This window comes from Vibrio sp. VP6 (genome assembly GCF_028823755.1).
Taxonomy (GTDB): Bacteria; Pseudomonadota; Gammaproteobacteria; order Enterobacterales; family Vibrionaceae; genus Vibrio; species Vibrio parahaemolyticus.
The window spans coordinates 1-18,023 of record NZ_JAPEID010000004.1 but is presented as its reverse complement, the minus strand read 5'-3'; the positions used below and the strand labels follow the sequence as shown (position 1 = coordinate 18,023).

Sequence of the window (18,023 nt, the reverse complement as noted above, 5' to 3'; positions counted from 1 at the left end):
ATGTTCTCAATAGCAGTTCACGAAGCGAGTGATTGTGTTGTTGATTTGATTGAAAATGTTTTTAAATATAATGATAACGTTGCTATAGTTGTGCATTGTAAGTCTGGGTTCGATTTTAATTTAGATAGGGAGCACGTCTTTATTAACCCGAAATCATATAATACAGGGATCTTTGACCAATCATTGGTGGTTGTACATTTGTCTAATTTGTACTTTTTAGAAACTTTGAATATGAAATTCAAAGTTTTTTCTATTTTAGGTAGTAATGAAATGTTTGTTAAAAGCGGGCTTTTCAAATATGTTTCTACTGAAAATGAGCATACTGTTTGTCCTGTAAACAAGTTGGATATCCAAACTATAAATGCATTCGGTGATAAAAAGTTTGTAGCGTTGACTGAGTATCTGGGTTTAGAAATCAAAAAATCTCAGCCAGAAGGCTGTTTTTACAATGAAAGTAAGGTTTCTAACTTTTTTAAGTCAGAGATAAGGGAATATTTCTATGATTTAGAAAAGTATTTTATACCAGAAAATAGAATTAGATGTTTTTATCGTAAAAACTCTTCAAAATTAAGCAGGTTGATGTTGAAGTTAAAGGTTAATTTCCGTTTATCTCGATTTTCCTACGCAGGAGAAGAGTTCTTTTTTCCCACCATAGCTAATTCGACAATATCTGGAATAAATAACTCATATTGCTTTATAAATTGGGAGGATTCCTTGAATGTAACTACTTCCGACATTGTCAATATAAGAGAGTCTTCCTTTGATAAATACACAGTAAAAAGAGTAAATAGAAAGTATAATGATCCAATTCGAAAATTTATTAGGAGTTTAAACTGATGAAAAAAGCGTTAATTACAGGTATCACAGGTCAAGACGGCTCTTACTTAGCTGAGCTTCTAATTAAAAAAGGTTATGAAGTTCACGGTCTTATTCGCCGAGCATCATCATACAATACGGAACGTATTGATGCGTTAGTAAACGCAGGGACTAATGTTAAATTACATTACGGTGATCTAACTGATTCTTCCAACCTAATTCGATTGGTTAAGGAAATCCAACCTGATGAAATCTATAACTTAGGTGCAATGTCGCATGTAGCGGTTTCTTTCGAATCTCCAGAGTATGTCGCTGATGTCGATGGCATGGGTACTCTCCGTCTTCTTGAGGCGATCCGTATCAACGGTTTGGAAAAGAAAACTCGCTTTTATCAGGCGTCAACATCCGAACTTTATGGTGAAGTTCGAGAAATTCCACAGCGTGAAACGACGCCTTTTTACCCGCGTTCTCCATATGCTGTGGCTAAAATGTACGCATACTGGATTGTGGTGAACTATCGCGAATCTTACGGAATGTACGCATGTAATGGTATTTTATTTAACCATGAGTCACCACGCCGTGGTGAAACTTTTGTAACTCGTAAGATTACTCGCGCGATTGCGAACATCTCTCAAGGTTTGGAATCTTGCCTAGAACTTGGCAACATGGATGCGTTGCGTGACTGGGGGCATGCTAAGGATTACGTTCGCATGCAATGGATGATGCTTCAACAAGAACTGGCCGAAGATTTTGTTATTGCCACTGGTAAGCAGATCTCTGTACGCGAGTTTGTTCGTTTGTCAGCGAAAGAAGCGGGAATCGCACTTGAGTTTTCCGGTGAAGGTATCGATGAAATAGCTACTGTGGTTGCTATTGATGAAGAAAAGGCACCAAAAGTGAAAATTGGTGATGTCATTGTAAAAGTAAACCCTCGATTCTTCCGTCCTGCAGAAGTAGAGACACTACTTGGTGACCCAAGTAAAGCGAAAGCTAAACTTGGCTGGACTCCAGAGATCACTGTAGAAGAAATGTGTGCAGAAATGGTTGCGTCTGATATCGATAAGGCAAAACAACACGCAGTTCTAAAAGAACACGGATTTGATGTTGCGATCTCACTAGAAAGCTAATTAATCAGTATTACTGATTCGTTTATATTGCAGAGTTCCTCATTTTGGGCTCTGCTTTTTCTATTTATATTATCGGAACTAGTATGAAAAGAGTATTTGTTGCTGGTCATAAAGGTATGGTTGGCTCAGCTATTGTTCGTCAACTATCAAAAGACTCTTCAGTAGAAGTCATTACTAAAGATCGTAATGAGCTTAACCTGTTAGATGCACTAGCCGTCGAGGCGTACATTACTAAAGATCGTAATGAGCTTAACCTGTTAGATGCACTAGCCGTCGAGGCGTTTTTTGTGACTCACAATATTGATCAAGTTTACCTTGCGGCCGCAAAAGTCGGTGGAATTGTTGCTAACAATACGTATCCTGCTGAGTTTATCTACCAAAATTTGACGATTCAAAACAATATTATTCACTCTGCACATCTGCATGGTGTTCAAGATTTACTATTCTTGGGGTCGTCTTGTATTTATCCAAAGTTTGCACAACAACCGATGCGTGAAGACTCTTTATTGACTGGGATTTTGGAAGAAACCAATGAGCCTTACGCAATTGCTAAGATTGCTGGTATCAAAATGTGCGAGTCCTATAATCGCCAATATGGTCGCAACTATCGATCAGTAATGCCAACTAATTTGTATGGTGAAAATGATAATTTTCATCCTCAAAACTCTCACGTTATTCCCGCATTGTTGCGTCGCTTCCACGAAGCAAAATTGAATGGTGACAGTAAAGTCGTTGCGTGGGGTAGCGGTAAACCTATGCGAGAGTTTTTGCATGTAGATGATATGGCAGCAGCCTCTATTTACGTAATGAATCTTGCTCAAGAGGTGTATCTAGAAAATACGCAAGAAATGCTTAGTCACATAAACGTAGGTACAGGTGTAGATTGTACTATCCGTGAACTTGTTGAAACTGTGGCAAAAGTGGTTGGTTTTGACGGCGAAATTGAATTTGACACGACGAAGCCAGACGGCACTCCTCGTAAGTTAATGGATGTTTCACGTTTAAAGAGTTTAGGCTGGGAAGCGAAGACGAGCCTAGAAGATGGTTTAACTATGACTTACCAGTGGTTCCTTGAGAATCAAGAAAATTATCGCGGTTAAAGTACCTAGGGTAGAGCTAATATAAGGATTTAAACAAAGCATATGTTTTTAAGCAAACAACGTTTTTCTCAAGTAATTGAAAGTACGCCATTAGTTTCAATTGACTTAGTTATTAAGGACGAAAGTGGTCAAGTTTTACTTGGGGAGCGTTTAAATCGACCTGCTCAAGGTTTCTGGTTCGTTCCCGGTGGGCGCATTCTTAAGGATGAAAAGCTTGAAGACGCCTTTGCTCGTTTAACTTTAGAGGAGCTTGGACATGAGTTTAAGCTCTCTCAGGCAACACTGTTGGGACCTTATACACACCTCTATGATGACAATGTATTTGGCAATGAGTTTACGACTCACTATGTCGCGATTGCCTACAAGCTCATTGTCATTCGCTCTGAATTGAACTTACCCATGGATGTACAGCATTCTCGTTACCGTTGGTGTAATCAAGATGAATTATTGACCAGCGATAAAGTACATATTCATACTAAATGGTATTTTCAAAAATAACTAAAACTATCACCTAACTAAAAACAACGAGTTGACTATGCTTATTCCTGTAATTATGGCCGGCGGTTCAGGCAGTCGTTTATGGCCTCTATCTCGTTCAAAATATCCTAAACAATTCCTTGCAGTAACTGGTGAACAAACCATGCTTCAACAAACGTTGAGCCGCATGGTTGGTCTAGAACACAATGCGCCGTTTGTGATCTGCAATGAAGAACATCGATTCCTAGTTGCTGAACAACTTCGCCGTATTAATGGCAATCATAGTGGAATACTCTTAGAGCCAGTAGGACGTAATACTGCTCCCGCTATCGCTTTAGCAGCAAAATTTGCCCTATCTGAAAATCAAACTTCAGGTGAAGATGCTTTGATGTTAGTTCTTGCTGCTGATCATGTGATTAAAGATACTCAATCTTTCCATCAATCGGTGCAAGCTGCTATTCCGTACGCACAACGTGGTGATATGGTCACTTTTGGTATCAAAGCGAATGCACCAGAAACAGGTTATGGCTACATTAAAACTGGTGTTACGGTTACTGCTGCGGATGAGAGTCGAGGCTTTAGTGTTGATAGCTTTGTTGAAAAGCCTGATCTCGAAACTGCAAAGCAATATCTAGAGGATGGTAGCTACTTGTGGAACAGTGGTATGTTTTTATTCAAAGCATCTACTTATCTTGAAGAGTTAGCAAAGTTCCGACCAGATATCTTGAAAGCATGTGAAAGTGCTTACGATAGTCATTTTAACGACCTAGACTTTATTCGCATGTCATCCGAGCTATTCTCACAAATCCCAGACGAATCAATAGATTTTGCCGTAATGGAAAAAACAGAAAAAGCTGTTGTTGTTCCAATGGACGCAAATTGGAGTGATGTTGGTTCTTGGTCTGCACTCTGGGATGTGAATGATAAAGATGAACAGGGCAATGCAACTCGCGGTGATGTGTTAACTGAGCAGACTCAGAATAGTTATATTTATTCACAAGATAAACTCGTTGCTACCGTTGGCATTGAAAATCTTATCGTTGTAGAGACGAAAGATGCAGTGCTAGTTGCGGATAAAGACAAGGTTCAAGATGTAAAGTCGATTGTTAATCAACTAAAACAACAAAACCGAGCAGAGTGTCAGCAGCATCAAGAGGTATATCGCCCATGGGGTTCTCATGAGACGGTATCTGAAGGTGAGCGTTACCATGTGAAACAAGTGTTAGTTAAGCCAAAAGAGAAGACAGCTCTTCAGATGCACCACCATCGAGCTGAGCATTGGGTTGTTGTGTCAGGTACGGCTAAAGTGACAAAAGGTGATGAAACTTTCCTTCTTACTGAAAATCAGTCAACTTATATTCCAGTAGGGACTCCGCACTCCGTAGAAAACCCAGGACAAGTGCCTTTGGAGCTTATTGAAGTTCGTTCAGGATCGTACTTAGAAGAAGACGATATTGTTCGCTTTGATGAGCAAGCATCTAAGTTTGGCGGCGACTATTAACTACTTATTGAGATAGGAAATTATGGTAACAAAATTAATCAGTAGTGAAGTGCTTGGTGCTTCAGGCGTTCAGTTTGGTACTAGTGGTGCGCGAGGGCTCGTTACTCAGTTTACATCGGACGTCTGTGCTGCATTTACTCATGCATTTGTGGCATCAATGCGTCGCAATTTTACTTTCAATCAAATGGCTGTGGCTATTGACAACCGCCCTAGCAGCCCAGCAATGGCAAAAGCAGTCATTCAAGCGCTTACCGATGCAGGTATTGACGCCGTTTACTATGGTGTTGTACCCACTCCTGCTCTAGCTTTTACCGCAATGCAAGACAATATGCCTTGCATCATGGTGACTGGGTCTCATATCCCATTTGACCGCAATGGAATTAAGTTCTATCGTCCAGATGGAGAGATTACTAAATCAGATGAACAAGCAATCTTAACCGAGAAGGTAAACTTTAGTGCTATCAATGACCTGCCTGAGTTAACGATTAATTTCCGTGCGGCTGAGCTTTACCGAACACGTTATACCGATTTGTTTGATGCAGATTTACTGGCTGGAAAGCGTATTGGTATTTATGAACATTCAAGTGCCGGGAGAGATATTTACCAAGGACTCTTTGAATCGCTTGGGGCTGAAGTCATTTCATTGGATCGCACTGATGAGTTTGTTCCAATTGATACCGAAGCTGTGGCTGAATCTGATAAGGAAAAAGCACGCAGTTGGTCGAAACAATATCGTTTGGATTTTATATTTTCTACTGATGGAGATGGGGATCGCCCATTAGTTGCTGATGAGAATGGCGAATGGTTGAGAGGTGATATCCTAGGCTTACTTTGTTCGCGAGCGCTTCAAGTCGATGCATTAGCAGTTCCTGTTAGTTGCAACACTATTATTGCCGAATCCCCTGAATTTGAAGCCGTATCTAAAACACGAATTGGCTCGCCTTATGTTATCGCTGAATTTTCCAAATTAGCAAGTACTTATAAAAGAATTGCAGGATTTGAAGCTAACGGAGGATATTTGCTCGGAAGTGATGTTTCGGTGAATGGGAAATTTCTAAAAGCACTGCCAACCCGGGACGCCGTTTTACCTGCACTTATGTTGCTTTCTTTAGCTAAAACATCATCGATCAAAAGTTTGGTAGGTCAATTACCACAGCGCTTTACGCATAGTGACCGTATTCAAAACTTTCCTACGGAAAAAAGTTTAGCAATACTTGAACATGGCAAGATGAATCCTGAAGAATTACTGCTAAAGCTTGGCTTTACGGATTTAAAAGTAGAATGTATTAACACTATTGATGGTTTGAGGTTGTCTTTGACCAATGATGTTATCATTCACCTACGACCTTCTGGTAATGCTCCAGAATTACGGTGCTATGCTGAAGCTGCGTCCTTTGATACCGCTAAAGCGCTTGTAAACTCTGTTTTGTTGCTTGTGCAGCAACTATAATAAAAATAAGAAATATAAAAGCTTGATTTGGAGTCATCTAAGTCAAGCTTTTTTCGTTTAATGGTAATGCTGATGAACTTTTTTAAGCTAAATAACCCAATAAAAAATTATGCATGGGGTAGTGAGACTGCTCTTCAAGAGTTGTTTGGAGTTAAAAACCCAAACCAAGAACCTCAAGCAGAGATTTGGATGGGAGCACATCCCAACGGATGCTCAAAGATTCAACTCGAAGGTGAAGAGTTTCTTCTATCTGAGTTTATTGCTAAAGATAAAGCCCAAATTTTATCGACCAGTACAGAGCAAGAATTTGGAACGTTACCCTATTTGTTTAAGGTATTGTCAGCTGGGAATGCATTATCCATCCAGGTGCACCCAAATAAATTGGAAGCTGAGCAAGGGTTTGCTAAAGAGGAAGAGTTAGGTCTTGAGCTTTCTGCTCCAAATCGCAATTATAAAGATGCGAATCATAAACCAGAGTTGGTATACGCTTTGACTCCATACCAAGCTATGAATGGTTTCCGTGCATATACTGAGATTGTCTTGCTCTTCTCAAAAGTTATAGAAGAATCCAATGTGCCTGCAATTCACCAGTTGTTAGAAGTCTTTAAGAAAAACTTAACTGCTACAGGTTTAGAAGCTTTCTTTATCGGGATCTTATCTTTAAAGGGCGAAGCGAAAGAGGCATCTATTCAAGGACTAATTGAGTATGCAAAAGCACACCAGCAACCAAGTATTGAAAATGATTTAGGAACTCTAATTATGGAGCTAAATAAATCTTATCCTGGTGATATTGGTCTTTTTGCTCCTCTTATGCTAAATGTTTTGACGCTTTCACCTGGAGAGGCAATGTTCCTTGATGCAAGAACACCACATGCTTATCTAAAAGGTACTGGCTTAGAGGTAATGGCAAATTCTGATAACGTTCTTCGGGCAGGTTTAACACCAAAGCACATTGATTTATCAGAATTAGCTAGATGTACACTGTTTGAACAGAAAACATTGGGCTCTTTATTATTGCCTCCATTGGTTGTTGGGAATAAATACTCTTATTTAGTGCCAGTCTCTGACTTTAGTTTTGATTGTTATATGGACGCCTATAATGAGAAAATAACGGTGAGAAGTGCTGAAATCTTATTTGTCATCGACAGTGGAGCTACAATTTCTCATAGAACTGGTGAAACTTTATATCTTGATAAAGGAGAATCGGTTTTTATTCCAGCGTATGCAGAAGAATATATACTCGAATCAGTAGGTAGGGTTGCGAGAGTGTATAATTAAATGTTTATGGTTTCTTAAAATTCATGTAAATTAATCATATCAATACCCCTCTTGAGATAACAAGTAGGGGTAATGATATTAAAAGTTGTAGAGTCTACTTTCTGAGCTTATTGTAGATGAATCGAAGAGTGCTTGAAGGGAGCAGGCGTGTTATAGCTCTAGTCGTAAACAGAAAAGCCGTCTTTGGGTTTTTAGTTAAACTTAAACCATAAATTTTGCGCATCATTTTTATTTCGCTTTTTGCATATGAAATACCACTTCTTCTCTCAAGCATTCCATTTCCCACTCGGGCACTTACTAAAGGCTCCGGAATATTACTAATATTATACCCGTGGGCTAGTAGTCTCAGCCATAAGTAATAGTCTTCCATATATAGATGATGCTTATAGCTTCCAACTTTTATGACAGCATCTTTACGAAATATAGTTGCCATATGATTCATAGGATTTCTTTTTAAACTGTATTTCCTAATATTAGGATGCCTAGGGACTTTTTTTATTCTAGTTGCCTTCTTGGGATCAACTTCAAACTCTAATACATCGCTACTGGCTGCAGAAATATCGGGGTTAAGTTCCATGTATTCAACTTGTTTTTTAAATCTTTCCCTGTGATTAATATCATCAGTATCTACGCGGAGAATAAGATCATAACTACATGCCTTTAACCCCTCGTTTAATGCTTCACCTAATCCCACATTTTCTTCAAGTATAACTTGTTTAAGGGGGAGTATAGCTTTCCACTTATCTAGCGCTTCATATAAATATGGAGTTAAAGGACCATCATGTACAATTACTATTTCGTTTGCTTGTAATGTCTGCCAAGCGAGGCTTTCAAAACATTGCTCAAGAAACTCTGGTTGTTCTCTATAGTATAAAGAGCATAGAACTGAAAATTTAGAGCTCATATTATCGCCCCATTCCAAACAACACTGTTTTCACAGTTAGAAGCAAAATTTTCACGTCCATTTTCCAGTTTTGATGCTTGATGTAATATATGTCATATTTGTGCTTCCAGACCGCATCATTAACAGATGCGCCATAAGGGTATTTTACTTGAGCTAGCCCCGTAACTCCTGGTCTTACAGCATGACGAAATCGATAATAAGGAATCTCTTTTTCCAACTCCGAAATAAACACTTCTCGTTCTGGGCGTGGCCCCACCATCGACATTTCGTTTTTTAATACATTAATTAGTTGTGGCAGTTCGTCAATACGTGTCTTACGAATAAACTTTCCTACTCGTGTGACCCTGGCATCGTTTTTTGTTGCCCACTTTGCCCCATCTTTCTCAGCATCATTTCTCATTGAACGAAACTTAATTACGTCGAATTCCTCATTATACTGTCCGGTACGTCTTTGTTTAAAGAATACGGGACCAGGTGACTCGAGCTTGATTAAAAGAGCTGTAATTAGCCCCACAGGAATGGCTATCCAAGCCAGCATAAAAACAAAAAGCAGATCAATTGCTCTTTTTTGCCAACTGTTCTTTCTGTTAGATAAGATTGAAAAGGCTTTTTGGTGAAGAAAATAGCCACTATGGAGTAGTTCAGTTTCTGTGTACCCCAAACGTCTATCAAAGTAACTCACTAAAGGTTCAACCCAAGCCCCAAGCTCTGTAGCAGCGACGAGATATGCCTGTTGACTACTATCTAGGTGGGAGCTTCTAAAATGACAAAGAGTTTTGTTTTTGAAGTCTCTGATAGAATAGTTGTTCACTTGAGCATTGATTTCAGGGTGTTTTTCTAGGACGGAAGAAATGGTCTCTTCATCTGAATCTGGGCAATAGATATAAACGCAGGTATCCCTAACTTCTGCTTTTAAGTCTTCTGATGATACTTGAGTGCTAAGAGATTTATTGTCAGGTAGCTCTTTCGCTTCTCTCTTTTGAAGCGTCGTGTCGATAGTGTCTGTCATAGGTAAAGTTTTGAATGTTAAACTAGCCAATTACTGATAACTAAGGAAGTATAGTTTATTTATAGGTGAATTTATATCCCAAACAGTCACAGTTGATTTTTGGGGCGCGCAATTGTAGGTTAAGCGCAGATGTCACTCTACTTAAATTTTTTAGGGAATCGCAATAATACGTTTTTTCATTGTAGTTAACATAGTCCCCCGGCTTCACTTCTGTTATCCTTCTAGGGAAAAAATTAAGGGGTTTCCTTATGAAAATTACTATCGCTGGTACTGGCTATGTTGGGCTTTCTAACGCTATGTTGTTAGCTCAAAACCATGAAGTGGTAGCACTAGATATCGTTCCTGAAAAGATTGAACTGCTAAACAAAAAACAATCTCCAATTGTTGATGCTGAGATTGAACATTTCCTTGAAAGCAGGAAACTAAACTTCATCGCAACAACAGATAAGCAGAAAGCTTATCAAGGTGCTGAATACGTTGTGATAGCAACGCCAACGGATTATGACTCAGTCACGCATTACTTTAATACGTCTTCAGTTGAAGCGGTGATCAAAGATGTCATGTCAATCAACCCAGATGCAGTAATGGTTATTAAGTCTACCGTTCCTGTTGGCTATACTGCCAGAATTAAAGAAGAATTGGGGTGTGAGAATGTCATCTTCTCTCCAGAGTTCTTGCGAGAAGGTAAAGCGCTTTATGATAACCTTCACCCATCACGTATCATTGTGGGTGAACGCAGCGAACGTGCTAAAGTATTTGCTAGTTTGTTGGTCGAGGGGGCTGTAAAAGAAAATATTCAAGTGCTCTTTACTGATTCAACAGAAGCTGAAGCAGTTAAATTGTTTTCAAACACCTACCTTGCCATGCGTGTAGCATACTTTAATGAATTAGATTCATACGCAGAAGCTCATGGTTTGGATGCGCGCCAGATAATTGAAGGTGTTGGTTTAGACCCGCGTATCGGCAATCATTACAACAACCCATCATTTGGTTACGGTGGTTACTGCTTACCAAAAGACACTAAACAACTTTTAGCCAATTACCAAGATGTACCAAACAACATCATTGGTGCGATTGTTGATGCTAACCGCACTCGTAAAGATTTTGTGGCTGAAGCTATTCTTAAGCGCGAACCAAAAGTTGTCGGTATTTACCGTTTAATTATGAAGGCGGGATCGGATAACTTCCGTGCTTCTTCTATTCAAGGCATAATGAAGCGCATTAAGGCGAAAGGTGTTGAGGTCGTAGTTTACGAACCCGTGCTCAAAGAAGAAGATTTCTTTAACTCTCGTGTGATTCGTGATCTTAACGAGTTTAAACAAGCTGCGGATGTGATCGTTTCTAACCGTATGGTCGAAGAGTTAAAGGATGTAGCGGACAAAGTTTACACACGCGACTTATTTGGTAGCGATTAATTAGTCTTTATATTCAAATAATATAATAAGCTCCCTAAGTGGAGCTTTTTTAGTTGGTAATGGTTATGATTAAAAAATGTTTATTCCCTGCTGCAGGCTACGGTACTCGTTTCCTACCTGCAACAAAATCTATGCCGAAAGAAATGATGCCGGTTGTCAACAAACCATTGATTGAATATGGTGTTGAGGAAGCGATAGAAGCGGGCATGGATGGCATGTGTATTGTCACTGGTCGTGGTAAGCATTCTTTGATGGACCACTTCGATAAAAACTATGAGTTGGAACATCAAATTTCAGGAACAAGCAAAGAAGCACTGTTGGACGATATCCGCTCTTTGATTGATTCCGCGAGTTACACATACATCCGTCAACGTGAGATGAAAGGTCTTGGTCATGCTATCTTGACTGGTCGTGAGTTGGTGGATGATGAACCATTTGCTGTTGTACTAGCAGACGACCTTTGTGTGAATGAAGAGCAGGGCGTATTAGCGCAAATGGTTGAGCTGTACAAGCAGTTCCGTTGCTCTATTGTTGCAGTTCAAGAAGTTCCAGAAACTGAAACCCATAAGTATGGTGTGATTGCAGGAGAGATGATCAAAGATGACATCTTCCGAATTGATAACATGGTAGAGAAGCCAGAACCAGGCACAGCACCAAGTAATTTAGCAATTATTGGTCGCTATATCTTAACGCCAGATATTTTTGAGCTTATCGAAAACACAGAACCAGGCAAAGGTGGAGAAATCCAAATCACTGATGCATTGATGCAACAAGCTCAATCTGGTTGTGTTATCGCTTACAAATTTAAAGGTCAGCGTTTTGACTGCGGCAGTGTAGAAGGTTACATCGAGGCGACAAACTACTGTTACGAGAACCTATACAAAAAAGCGTCTAGTGCTGAGCTTGCTAAAACACCAACCGTAAAGGTTGCTGAACCAGCATAGTTGTTCAGTCTGGTTACAAATGTGCTTTAACATGGCTTTCTGACGTGCAAAGCTTAGTTAAAGCACGTTGGTATTCAAATTCTTATGCTGTTTTAACTCATTAACAATAAGTAAGAACTAGGTTGTATCGTTCTAATGTCGGCTGATATTAGTTTAATAAACCACTTCAATCCCCTCTGTTTCCAGTTTCTCTCCTAACTCTCTTTTTGCCTCTTTCTCTCCATGTATCAAATGCACGGCTTTTGGTTGTGCTGGAATACCAGTAACAAACTTCAATAAATCGCTTTGGTCTGCATGTGCAGAATATCCAGAGATGGTATGGATCTGTGCGTTGGCTTCGATTGGTTGGTTATCGATATCCACCGTGTGGCTGCCTGATTGGATTTCTCGACCTAAGGTTCCTTGCGCTTGATAGCCCGCAAACAACACATCATTTCTTCCGTCTTGCAAGAGTGCTTTTAAGTAATTGACGATTCTTCCTCCTTCGCACATACCGGATGCCGCGACGACAATTGCAGGTTCATCGGTGGAGGCTAGTCGATTTACTAATGCTTGATGTTCTCGATGGTTTTCTACAGTAATGCATTGTTCAAAGGCGAGGGGATGACGATGATTGTTGAGCTTTTGCTTTGCTTACGAACTACCCCCACACACAGACTCTGAAGTAAATCTGGAAAGGTACAAGGGAAGAGGCATATGAGCCTTTTCCAGAAAAATAGCAATTTTGAACTACTTTCTCCTAAAATTTGAGTCTCTATCATATATGTTTCCAGAAAAAATTTCCTGTTCTTAGACGAAGCCTTCGTATATTGCTGCTTTAACAATGGCTATATTTAAGAAAAATATTGCCGTAGACATCACAAAATCAATCGCGTACAAAAAGTCTCGGATTAGTCATAGAGACTACCCTTTTTATCAAAGTGGCGAATAGAACTGGCATATTGATGGCAGTTGTTCAGTGTTTTTCTTTCATTTAGGTAGAGCTTGTCCTCTTTTCGACATTACATAATCAGTTCACACATCGATAAAATAATACGATCGAATATTGTCATGTGATCTTTTAATGATGCAGGAACCTTCTACTGATTCTTTAACTTCAAAACATAAAGCTTGTATTGGCTGGGTAAAAGAAATACACCCTGAAAGTCATCGTGTGAAAGTCGATTTTTATGGAAATGTTTATGGGCAGCCTGTTTGGGCTGCTTTAGGTCGTGGTTTCACTTGTTCTGAGATTCATTTGGCCATCGACAATCAGCTTGATTGCCGCATTGAGTTCGTCGGTGAGGATTTGGATGTGCCTATTCTCACGGACATTTACCTTTCGTTAGCGGAACAACAAGAGCTCGTCATCAAAGCCAAACGTGTGGTTCTGGAAGGCAAAGAAGAAGTCACGATTAGATCTGGCGAGGTCACAACTAAGTTCAGTGGCAATGATGGTCGCATTACGACGAAGGCGACACACATTTCAAGTCGTGCTGAAAAAGTCCACAAAATCCAAGGTTCAAAAATCACACTGAACTGACCGAGCTTAATAAGGAGTAAATATGTCAGTCACCATCAATGCGAACGGTTTGAGCATCGTTCACAAAGGCTCTGGCGGAGAGGCCAATGCCACGTTACCTGATGTGTGTCTTACAACCGTTGGTAATGCCGTAGTTCCTATCCCTTATGGAAACAACGCCAAGTCAGCAGATTTAGTAGAAGGCACCACGACCGTCACCGCAGATGGCGGCAACAGCATTGCCTTAAAGGACAGTAAGTTTGCCAAGAGTTCTGGGGATGCGGGTGGGGATAAAAAAGGTGTGGCATCGGGCACGATTGAATCCGAAGCCGAATTCATATCAGCGTCACCGAATGTCATCATCGAAGGGAAAGGTGTGGCAAGGCTTTCTGACCAAATGACGATGAACAAGGCCAACACCATGTGCCTCGGAGGGGTTCAAAACCCAGCTGTCACGGTCAATGAAGATGAAGAAGGGACTTACACCGTCTACGTTAAGGCCAGATACCCCGATGGCGTGCTTCTCATGAACGCCGACTTTGATATTACCGATGTCTCTGGTGGTGTTCTGTCTCCCGGTCATTTTGATGACTCTGGTAAAAGCAAAGTATCAGGCTTAAAGCCCGGTCAAATAAAAATTCTGGCTAAAGAAAGTACCGATGAGTTTGTTACGACGCCTGTTCGTATTACCAACCCGCACTATTTGCCGGATTACAATGACTATGACTTTTTTGATAGGTCTGCTCAGGGACAGCAAACCTTCTGGCACCCGAACCGTATTGCCCCGCCAGTAGAAGGCTGGGGAACCATGGGGCCCAGCCTCACCGCTGACCGGTATTTTGCCGATATTGTAAAAGCCGAAACGAAAGCCCACTTCGAATTTAGACACCCTGATTTTCAGTTCAGCGTATTGGCAGAATCGCTAATCGCGGGAATTGATAGTCTTTCTGATACCAGCTTTGACAGTGTACTGGCGAACGGCCTACCAATGGTGATGGAAGAAGGGGAAATCCTCTCTGTCTTATTTCGTTTACCCAAGCATGAAACGGCTGACCGTATGCTGGCTTACATGCGCGCTCGTGGAAAAGGCAATCCACAGGTTTTCATCAATAACTACCCTTGGGATAAGGCTAAGAAAACACTCAACTCTGAACTTGAAGATCTACTTAGTAAAATAAAGGGGCGTGTTGAGTCTCTGAAGTCTGAAGCTAGTCGGTTGAATTACGTTTACTTGTCTTCTGATATCTATGAGAAGCATGTTAGTACCATTGATACCTATGCTAAAAAGTTGTCCGATAACCTCAGCCAAGCTTTCAAGCGTATGGAGAAGAAAGCTAACCAACTTATGAGTGATGTGTCGGCTGTTTCGGTCATTCAAGCGCCCGAACATGTTTATTCTGCCGAAGCAGGAACGATTGAGGTGGTGGTAAATGCGATACCGAAGATAGATTTAGAAGAGCAGAAGTGGATTAAGATCCGTGCCGTTCATGATGATCTGTGGGGAACGCCTGTTTACGCCAAAAACCTCAAAGTGATAGCTAATGGCTCCGTTCCTCATAAAGACAAGTTAGAGCTCAACCCATCGCCACAAAGAAGTACGATCTCAGAAACGATGGATCTGGCGTTGGAGACTCAGAAGACAGAAGGAGGAGTTGCGGTGGTTGACGATCTCAAGCCTAACACTGACTCTGTCACTATCGAGTATGAAGGTGAACCGGGCATTGAAGATAAGATTGCAAAGCAACAAGAAGTGATAGAGACCTATTTGGATGGCCTTTTAAACACTGTTGCTCAAGATATGTCAGGTTTCCAGAAACAATGGGACGAAGAAGGCGTACTCTGTTTGGGTGATGGTGTGCTTGAAGGGGCTAAAGCTTGGGGAGCTGATGTGGTGGAACTTTTCTCTCCCGAAGTCTGGGGCGATATGGGCCATACCCTAGCCGATGCTACCACCGATGGTTTTGATAAGCTCTATATTTACGCCAATCAAAAATACAATGCATTGGAAAAGTACACCGCTGATGCGATGAAAGGAACGGAAGCTCAGTTAGCTCAAAGCGATTTACCAAGCTGGGTAAAACAGGCGGCCTATATTTCCAGTATTGCGCCTAACTTACTCTTTGCAGCCAGTGTGGATGCGTACGAAAGCATTGATGAGGCCATCGATGAAGTGCAGCTTTGGTGGAATGAAGGTTCAGATGATATTGCTCGTAAGATTAAGTGTATTGCAAGACACAGAGAAGCGATTTGGAACTTGCCTACGCTCTTTACCAACAACGATGTGAAAGGAGTGGAACAGTTCGTTGACACTGTCGTGATGGAGTTTGACCCTGAGTGGGCAATGGAAATCAAGGAGAGTGAGTTTTTCCCTAAAGCCTTGGCGTTGATTAATGATGACAACAGCATCTTGCCTTTCTTTACATACTTGAACCTTATTATTGAAGCTATCCCGCCTAACTTCTATTTCTACTACGTGGGCAAAGCGGCAGCGTACATTGCCATTGAAGTGGTGTTAACCATAGTGATTGGCTTACTAACGGGGCCAGCAGGGGCCGCCGCCAGAATTGCGACGGTCACAGCGAAATTTACTATGGGTGTCAAAAAGGTTGGGGCAGTCTCTCACGCCGCACAAGCACTAAAAACCTTTACCAGTACTGTGGATGGCTTAGTCGATATCTTACCAGATTACGACAAGTTAGCGGGCCATTTGGCATTGCGCCGTAAGTCAGCCATACCAGACAAACGGGTGAATGATACCGCTCAAGTGAAAGAGGAACATGAGCCTAGAAACGGTAAATGTCGACTGTGTAAGAGTGAAGAACATAACACACCTCGGCTGTACCGGGGTGAAATTGATTACGTATAGGATGAGTTATCTATGGGCACACTGATGAGTCAGGAAGCGGCCGAGTCCGATTTTGTTAACGGTACAATTGAGAAAAAAGGCTATCGTAAGCGTTGGGTAAACAACGTAAAGAAGTTGCCTAGTCACCCTTACAACAATGGTATTCATATGGATACCCATCACCTTATTTCCGCTGAGGCAGTAAAGCACAGTGAGTTGGGTGAAAATTTGGTCAATAAAGGTTATGATATCAATCAGTTATCAAACTTGGTTGGGCTTCCTGCCACATTGCCGGGTGCATGCCAACTCCATTGCCAGCTACACCGTGGGGATCACACCTTTAGCCGACCTCGGGAAGAACCTTATCATCGTTATGTTTCTGGAGAGTTGAGAGACCCCGAGATAAGAAAAAAGATCAAAGAGTGCTATGGAAAGACTAAGAAAACAGAAACCGAGTCAGAGATACATAAGCTGCTCGATCCAATAAGCCGTAAAGTACTGAAAAAAATTAATAGAATTGAAAGAGGGCAATTTTTTTCACTGCCGTTGACCAAAATCTCCCATTATTTTATTCCGGGAGGGCCTGGCTGTGCCTGCCAATTCGATATTATCAACGCAGAAACCAATCCAGATAACTATTGCAACAGTGACCGACTTCACTATAAAGGGAATGGCAGAGATGGCAAAGACAAGCGCTATCAAACCAGTAGTTCGCCATGGAACACCAAAACGATTACGTACCAAAGCACCAGATGGATACCTAAGGTAGGACAATGAGCCAATACAATGATCAATACTATATTGTTTTCGAAAATTATGATGAAAATACTTTGTACCTAAAACCTCAAAAGCACTCAGCCATGAGGGATTACGAATACACCAAGCTGAGTGGTGGTGAGCCAATGTTTTTTGAAAACTGCTATCGTGATGAAGATTTGGCGCGAGGGGTTTCTAGGCCAATTAAACAGGCACACTTAGACTCAACCTACCCAGTATTTTCTGATGAAATTAAACATTCTCTTGGCAATGTAGACAATGCTTGTTGTCAGGTTTACCCCGGCGTGATCGTAGATGACCATGACAAATATCATGAGGGTTATTGGGTGTTTAATGTATTTGAGAAAATGGATGTTTTGAATCTAGAAAAGTGTCAGATTGATGATTATGACCCGGAAGATACCAGACACACAATTGACCAATATTGCTTAGATGATGATAAGCTGTCAGCGATACCTGAGAAAGAGCGCTTGGTCTTTATGCCAAAATTCAGCGATTACCCTCATATTATTGTTCATGAGAAAGTGGTGAAAGCATTCAAGAAACACGACGTGGATACGCTTAACTTTGTTAAAGTCTCTGATTGGGTTATGGGGCTACAGTTTGTAGAGTCTTAACTGTGTACTAAAGAAAAAGGGTATACCCCTCCTCTATGTGGAGGGGTAAGTGGAGAGATGATGGTCAGTTTTTTATAGAGGAGATGACCGAGCGCCTTAGATGTATTAGTTACGACTAGATCTGACACTTCAATTTGAAAAGAAGAGAGTTACCCACTTTGATTAAAGGTGCTGAATCCGTAATCAAAGACAATAAGAGGTAACTCTCATGCTTCATACTAGCAACCCAATCATCAAACACAAAGCTGGCCTTCTCAATCTT

General features: G+C 40.9%; 15 protein-coding genes and 1 pseudogene. 13 read left to right on the top strand and 3 right to left on the bottom strand.

Annotation, left to right across the window (positions count from 1 at the left end):
• From OU793_RS03770 to manA, 7 genes are all read left to right on the top strand, one after another.
• Positions 1-837: a hypothetical protein gene (locus OU793_RS03770; RefSeq protein ID WP_025624458.1), complete on the top strand. Its 837-nt coding sequence runs from the start codon at positions 1-3 to the stop codon at positions 835-837.
• Entirely contained in the window at positions 837-1,943 is a 1,107-nt protein-coding gene (gene gmd, locus OU793_RS03765) for a GDP-mannose 4,6-dehydratase (protein WP_005489424.1), read from the top strand. The genes OU793_RS03770 and gmd overlap by 1 nt, the downstream gene beginning before the upstream one ends.
• An 83-nt stretch (positions 1,944-2,026) precedes the next feature.
• Positions 2,027-3,043: a GDP-L-fucose synthase gene (locus OU793_RS03760; RefSeq protein ID WP_274647724.1), complete on the top strand. Its 1,017-nt coding sequence runs from the start codon at positions 2,027-2,029 to the stop codon at positions 3,041-3,043.
• Between the two features lie 42 nt (positions 3,044-3,085).
• Positions 3,086-3,541, top strand: a complete 456-nt coding sequence (locus OU793_RS03755) for a GDP-mannose mannosyl hydrolase (RefSeq protein WP_005489611.1) — start codon at positions 3,086-3,088, stop codon at positions 3,539-3,541.
• Between the two features lie 37 nt (positions 3,542-3,578).
• A complete protein-coding gene (locus OU793_RS03750) occupies positions 3,579-5,021 on the top strand; it encodes a mannose-1-phosphate guanylyltransferase/mannose-6-phosphate isomerase (RefSeq protein ID WP_005489559.1) in 1,443 nt (480 codons plus the stop codon).
• A gap of 22 nt (positions 5,022-5,043) precedes the next feature.
• Positions 5,044-6,471, top strand: a complete 1,428-nt coding sequence (locus OU793_RS03745; RefSeq protein ID WP_005489458.1) for a phosphomannomutase — start codon at positions 5,044-5,046, stop codon at positions 6,469-6,471.
• Positions 6,472-6,543: 72 nt separating this feature from the next.
• A complete protein-coding gene (gene manA, locus OU793_RS03740) occupies positions 6,544-7,749 on the top strand; it encodes a mannose-6-phosphate isomerase, class I (RefSeq protein ID WP_005489476.1) in 1,206 nt (401 codons plus the stop codon).
• Between the two features lie 94 nt (positions 7,750-7,843).
• On the opposite strand, the gene OU793_RS03735 is transcribed toward manA, so the two are convergent.
• Together OU793_RS03735 and OU793_RS03730 are read right to left on the bottom strand one after the other, a co-directional pair.
• Positions 7,844-8,653, bottom strand: a complete 810-nt coding sequence (locus OU793_RS03735; protein WP_029848052.1) for a glycosyltransferase — start codon at positions 8,651-8,653, stop codon at positions 7,844-7,846.
• Position 8,654: 1 nt separating this feature from the next.
• The gene (locus tag OU793_RS03730) at positions 8,655-9,662 is read right to left on the bottom strand and encodes a sugar transferase (protein ID WP_005489479.1); all 1,008 of its coding nucleotides are present in this window, start codon (positions 9,660-9,662) and stop codon (positions 8,655-8,657) included.
• A 248-nt stretch (positions 9,663-9,910) separates the two neighbouring features.
• On the opposite strand from OU793_RS03730, the gene OU793_RS03725 reads away from it, so the two are divergent.
• Together OU793_RS03725 and galU are read left to right on the top strand one after the other, a co-directional pair.
• Positions 9,911-11,077, top strand: a complete 1,167-nt coding sequence (locus OU793_RS03725) for a nucleotide sugar dehydrogenase (RefSeq protein ID WP_005489678.1) — start codon at positions 9,911-9,913, stop codon at positions 11,075-11,077.
• Positions 11,078-11,142: 65 nt separating this feature from the next.
• On the top strand, positions 11,143-12,021 hold the full coding sequence (gene galU / locus OU793_RS03720; RefSeq protein WP_005489723.1) for a UTP--glucose-1-phosphate uridylyltransferase GalU: 879 nt from the start codon (positions 11,143-11,145) through the stop codon (positions 12,019-12,021).
• Positions 12,022-12,174: 153 nt separating this feature from the next.
• Here galU and OU793_RS03715 read toward each other — a convergent pair.
• Positions 12,175-12,654, bottom strand: a pseudogene (locus OU793_RS03715) (beta-CASP domain protein); the annotation flags it as partial.
• 430 nt (positions 12,655-13,084) lie between these two features.
• On the opposite strand from OU793_RS03715, the gene OU793_RS03710 reads away from it, so the two are divergent.
• From OU793_RS03710 to OU793_RS03695, 4 genes are read left to right on the top strand one after another with little or no spacing between them, the layout of a single operon-like run.
• Complete coding sequence (locus OU793_RS03710) at positions 13,085-13,543, top strand: hypothetical protein (protein ID WP_005489575.1); 459 nt, start codon at positions 13,085-13,087, stop codon at positions 13,541-13,543.
• Between the two features lie 22 nt (positions 13,544-13,565).
• Positions 13,566-16,388, top strand: a complete 2,823-nt coding sequence (locus OU793_RS03705; RefSeq protein ID WP_005489616.1) for a PAAR-like domain-containing protein — start codon at positions 13,566-13,568, stop codon at positions 16,386-16,388.
• A gap of 12 nt (positions 16,389-16,400) precedes the next feature.
• On the top strand, positions 16,401-17,144 hold the full coding sequence (locus tag OU793_RS03700; RefSeq protein ID WP_005424657.1) for an AHH domain-containing protein: 744 nt from the start codon (positions 16,401-16,403) through the stop codon (positions 17,142-17,144).
• A complete protein-coding gene (locus tag OU793_RS03695) occupies positions 17,141-17,761 on the top strand; it encodes a hypothetical protein (protein ID WP_005424692.1) in 621 nt (206 codons plus the stop codon). Before OU793_RS03700 ends, OU793_RS03695 begins: the two co-directional genes overlap by 4 nt.
• The last annotated feature ends 262 nt before the right edge of the window (positions 17,762-18,023 follow it).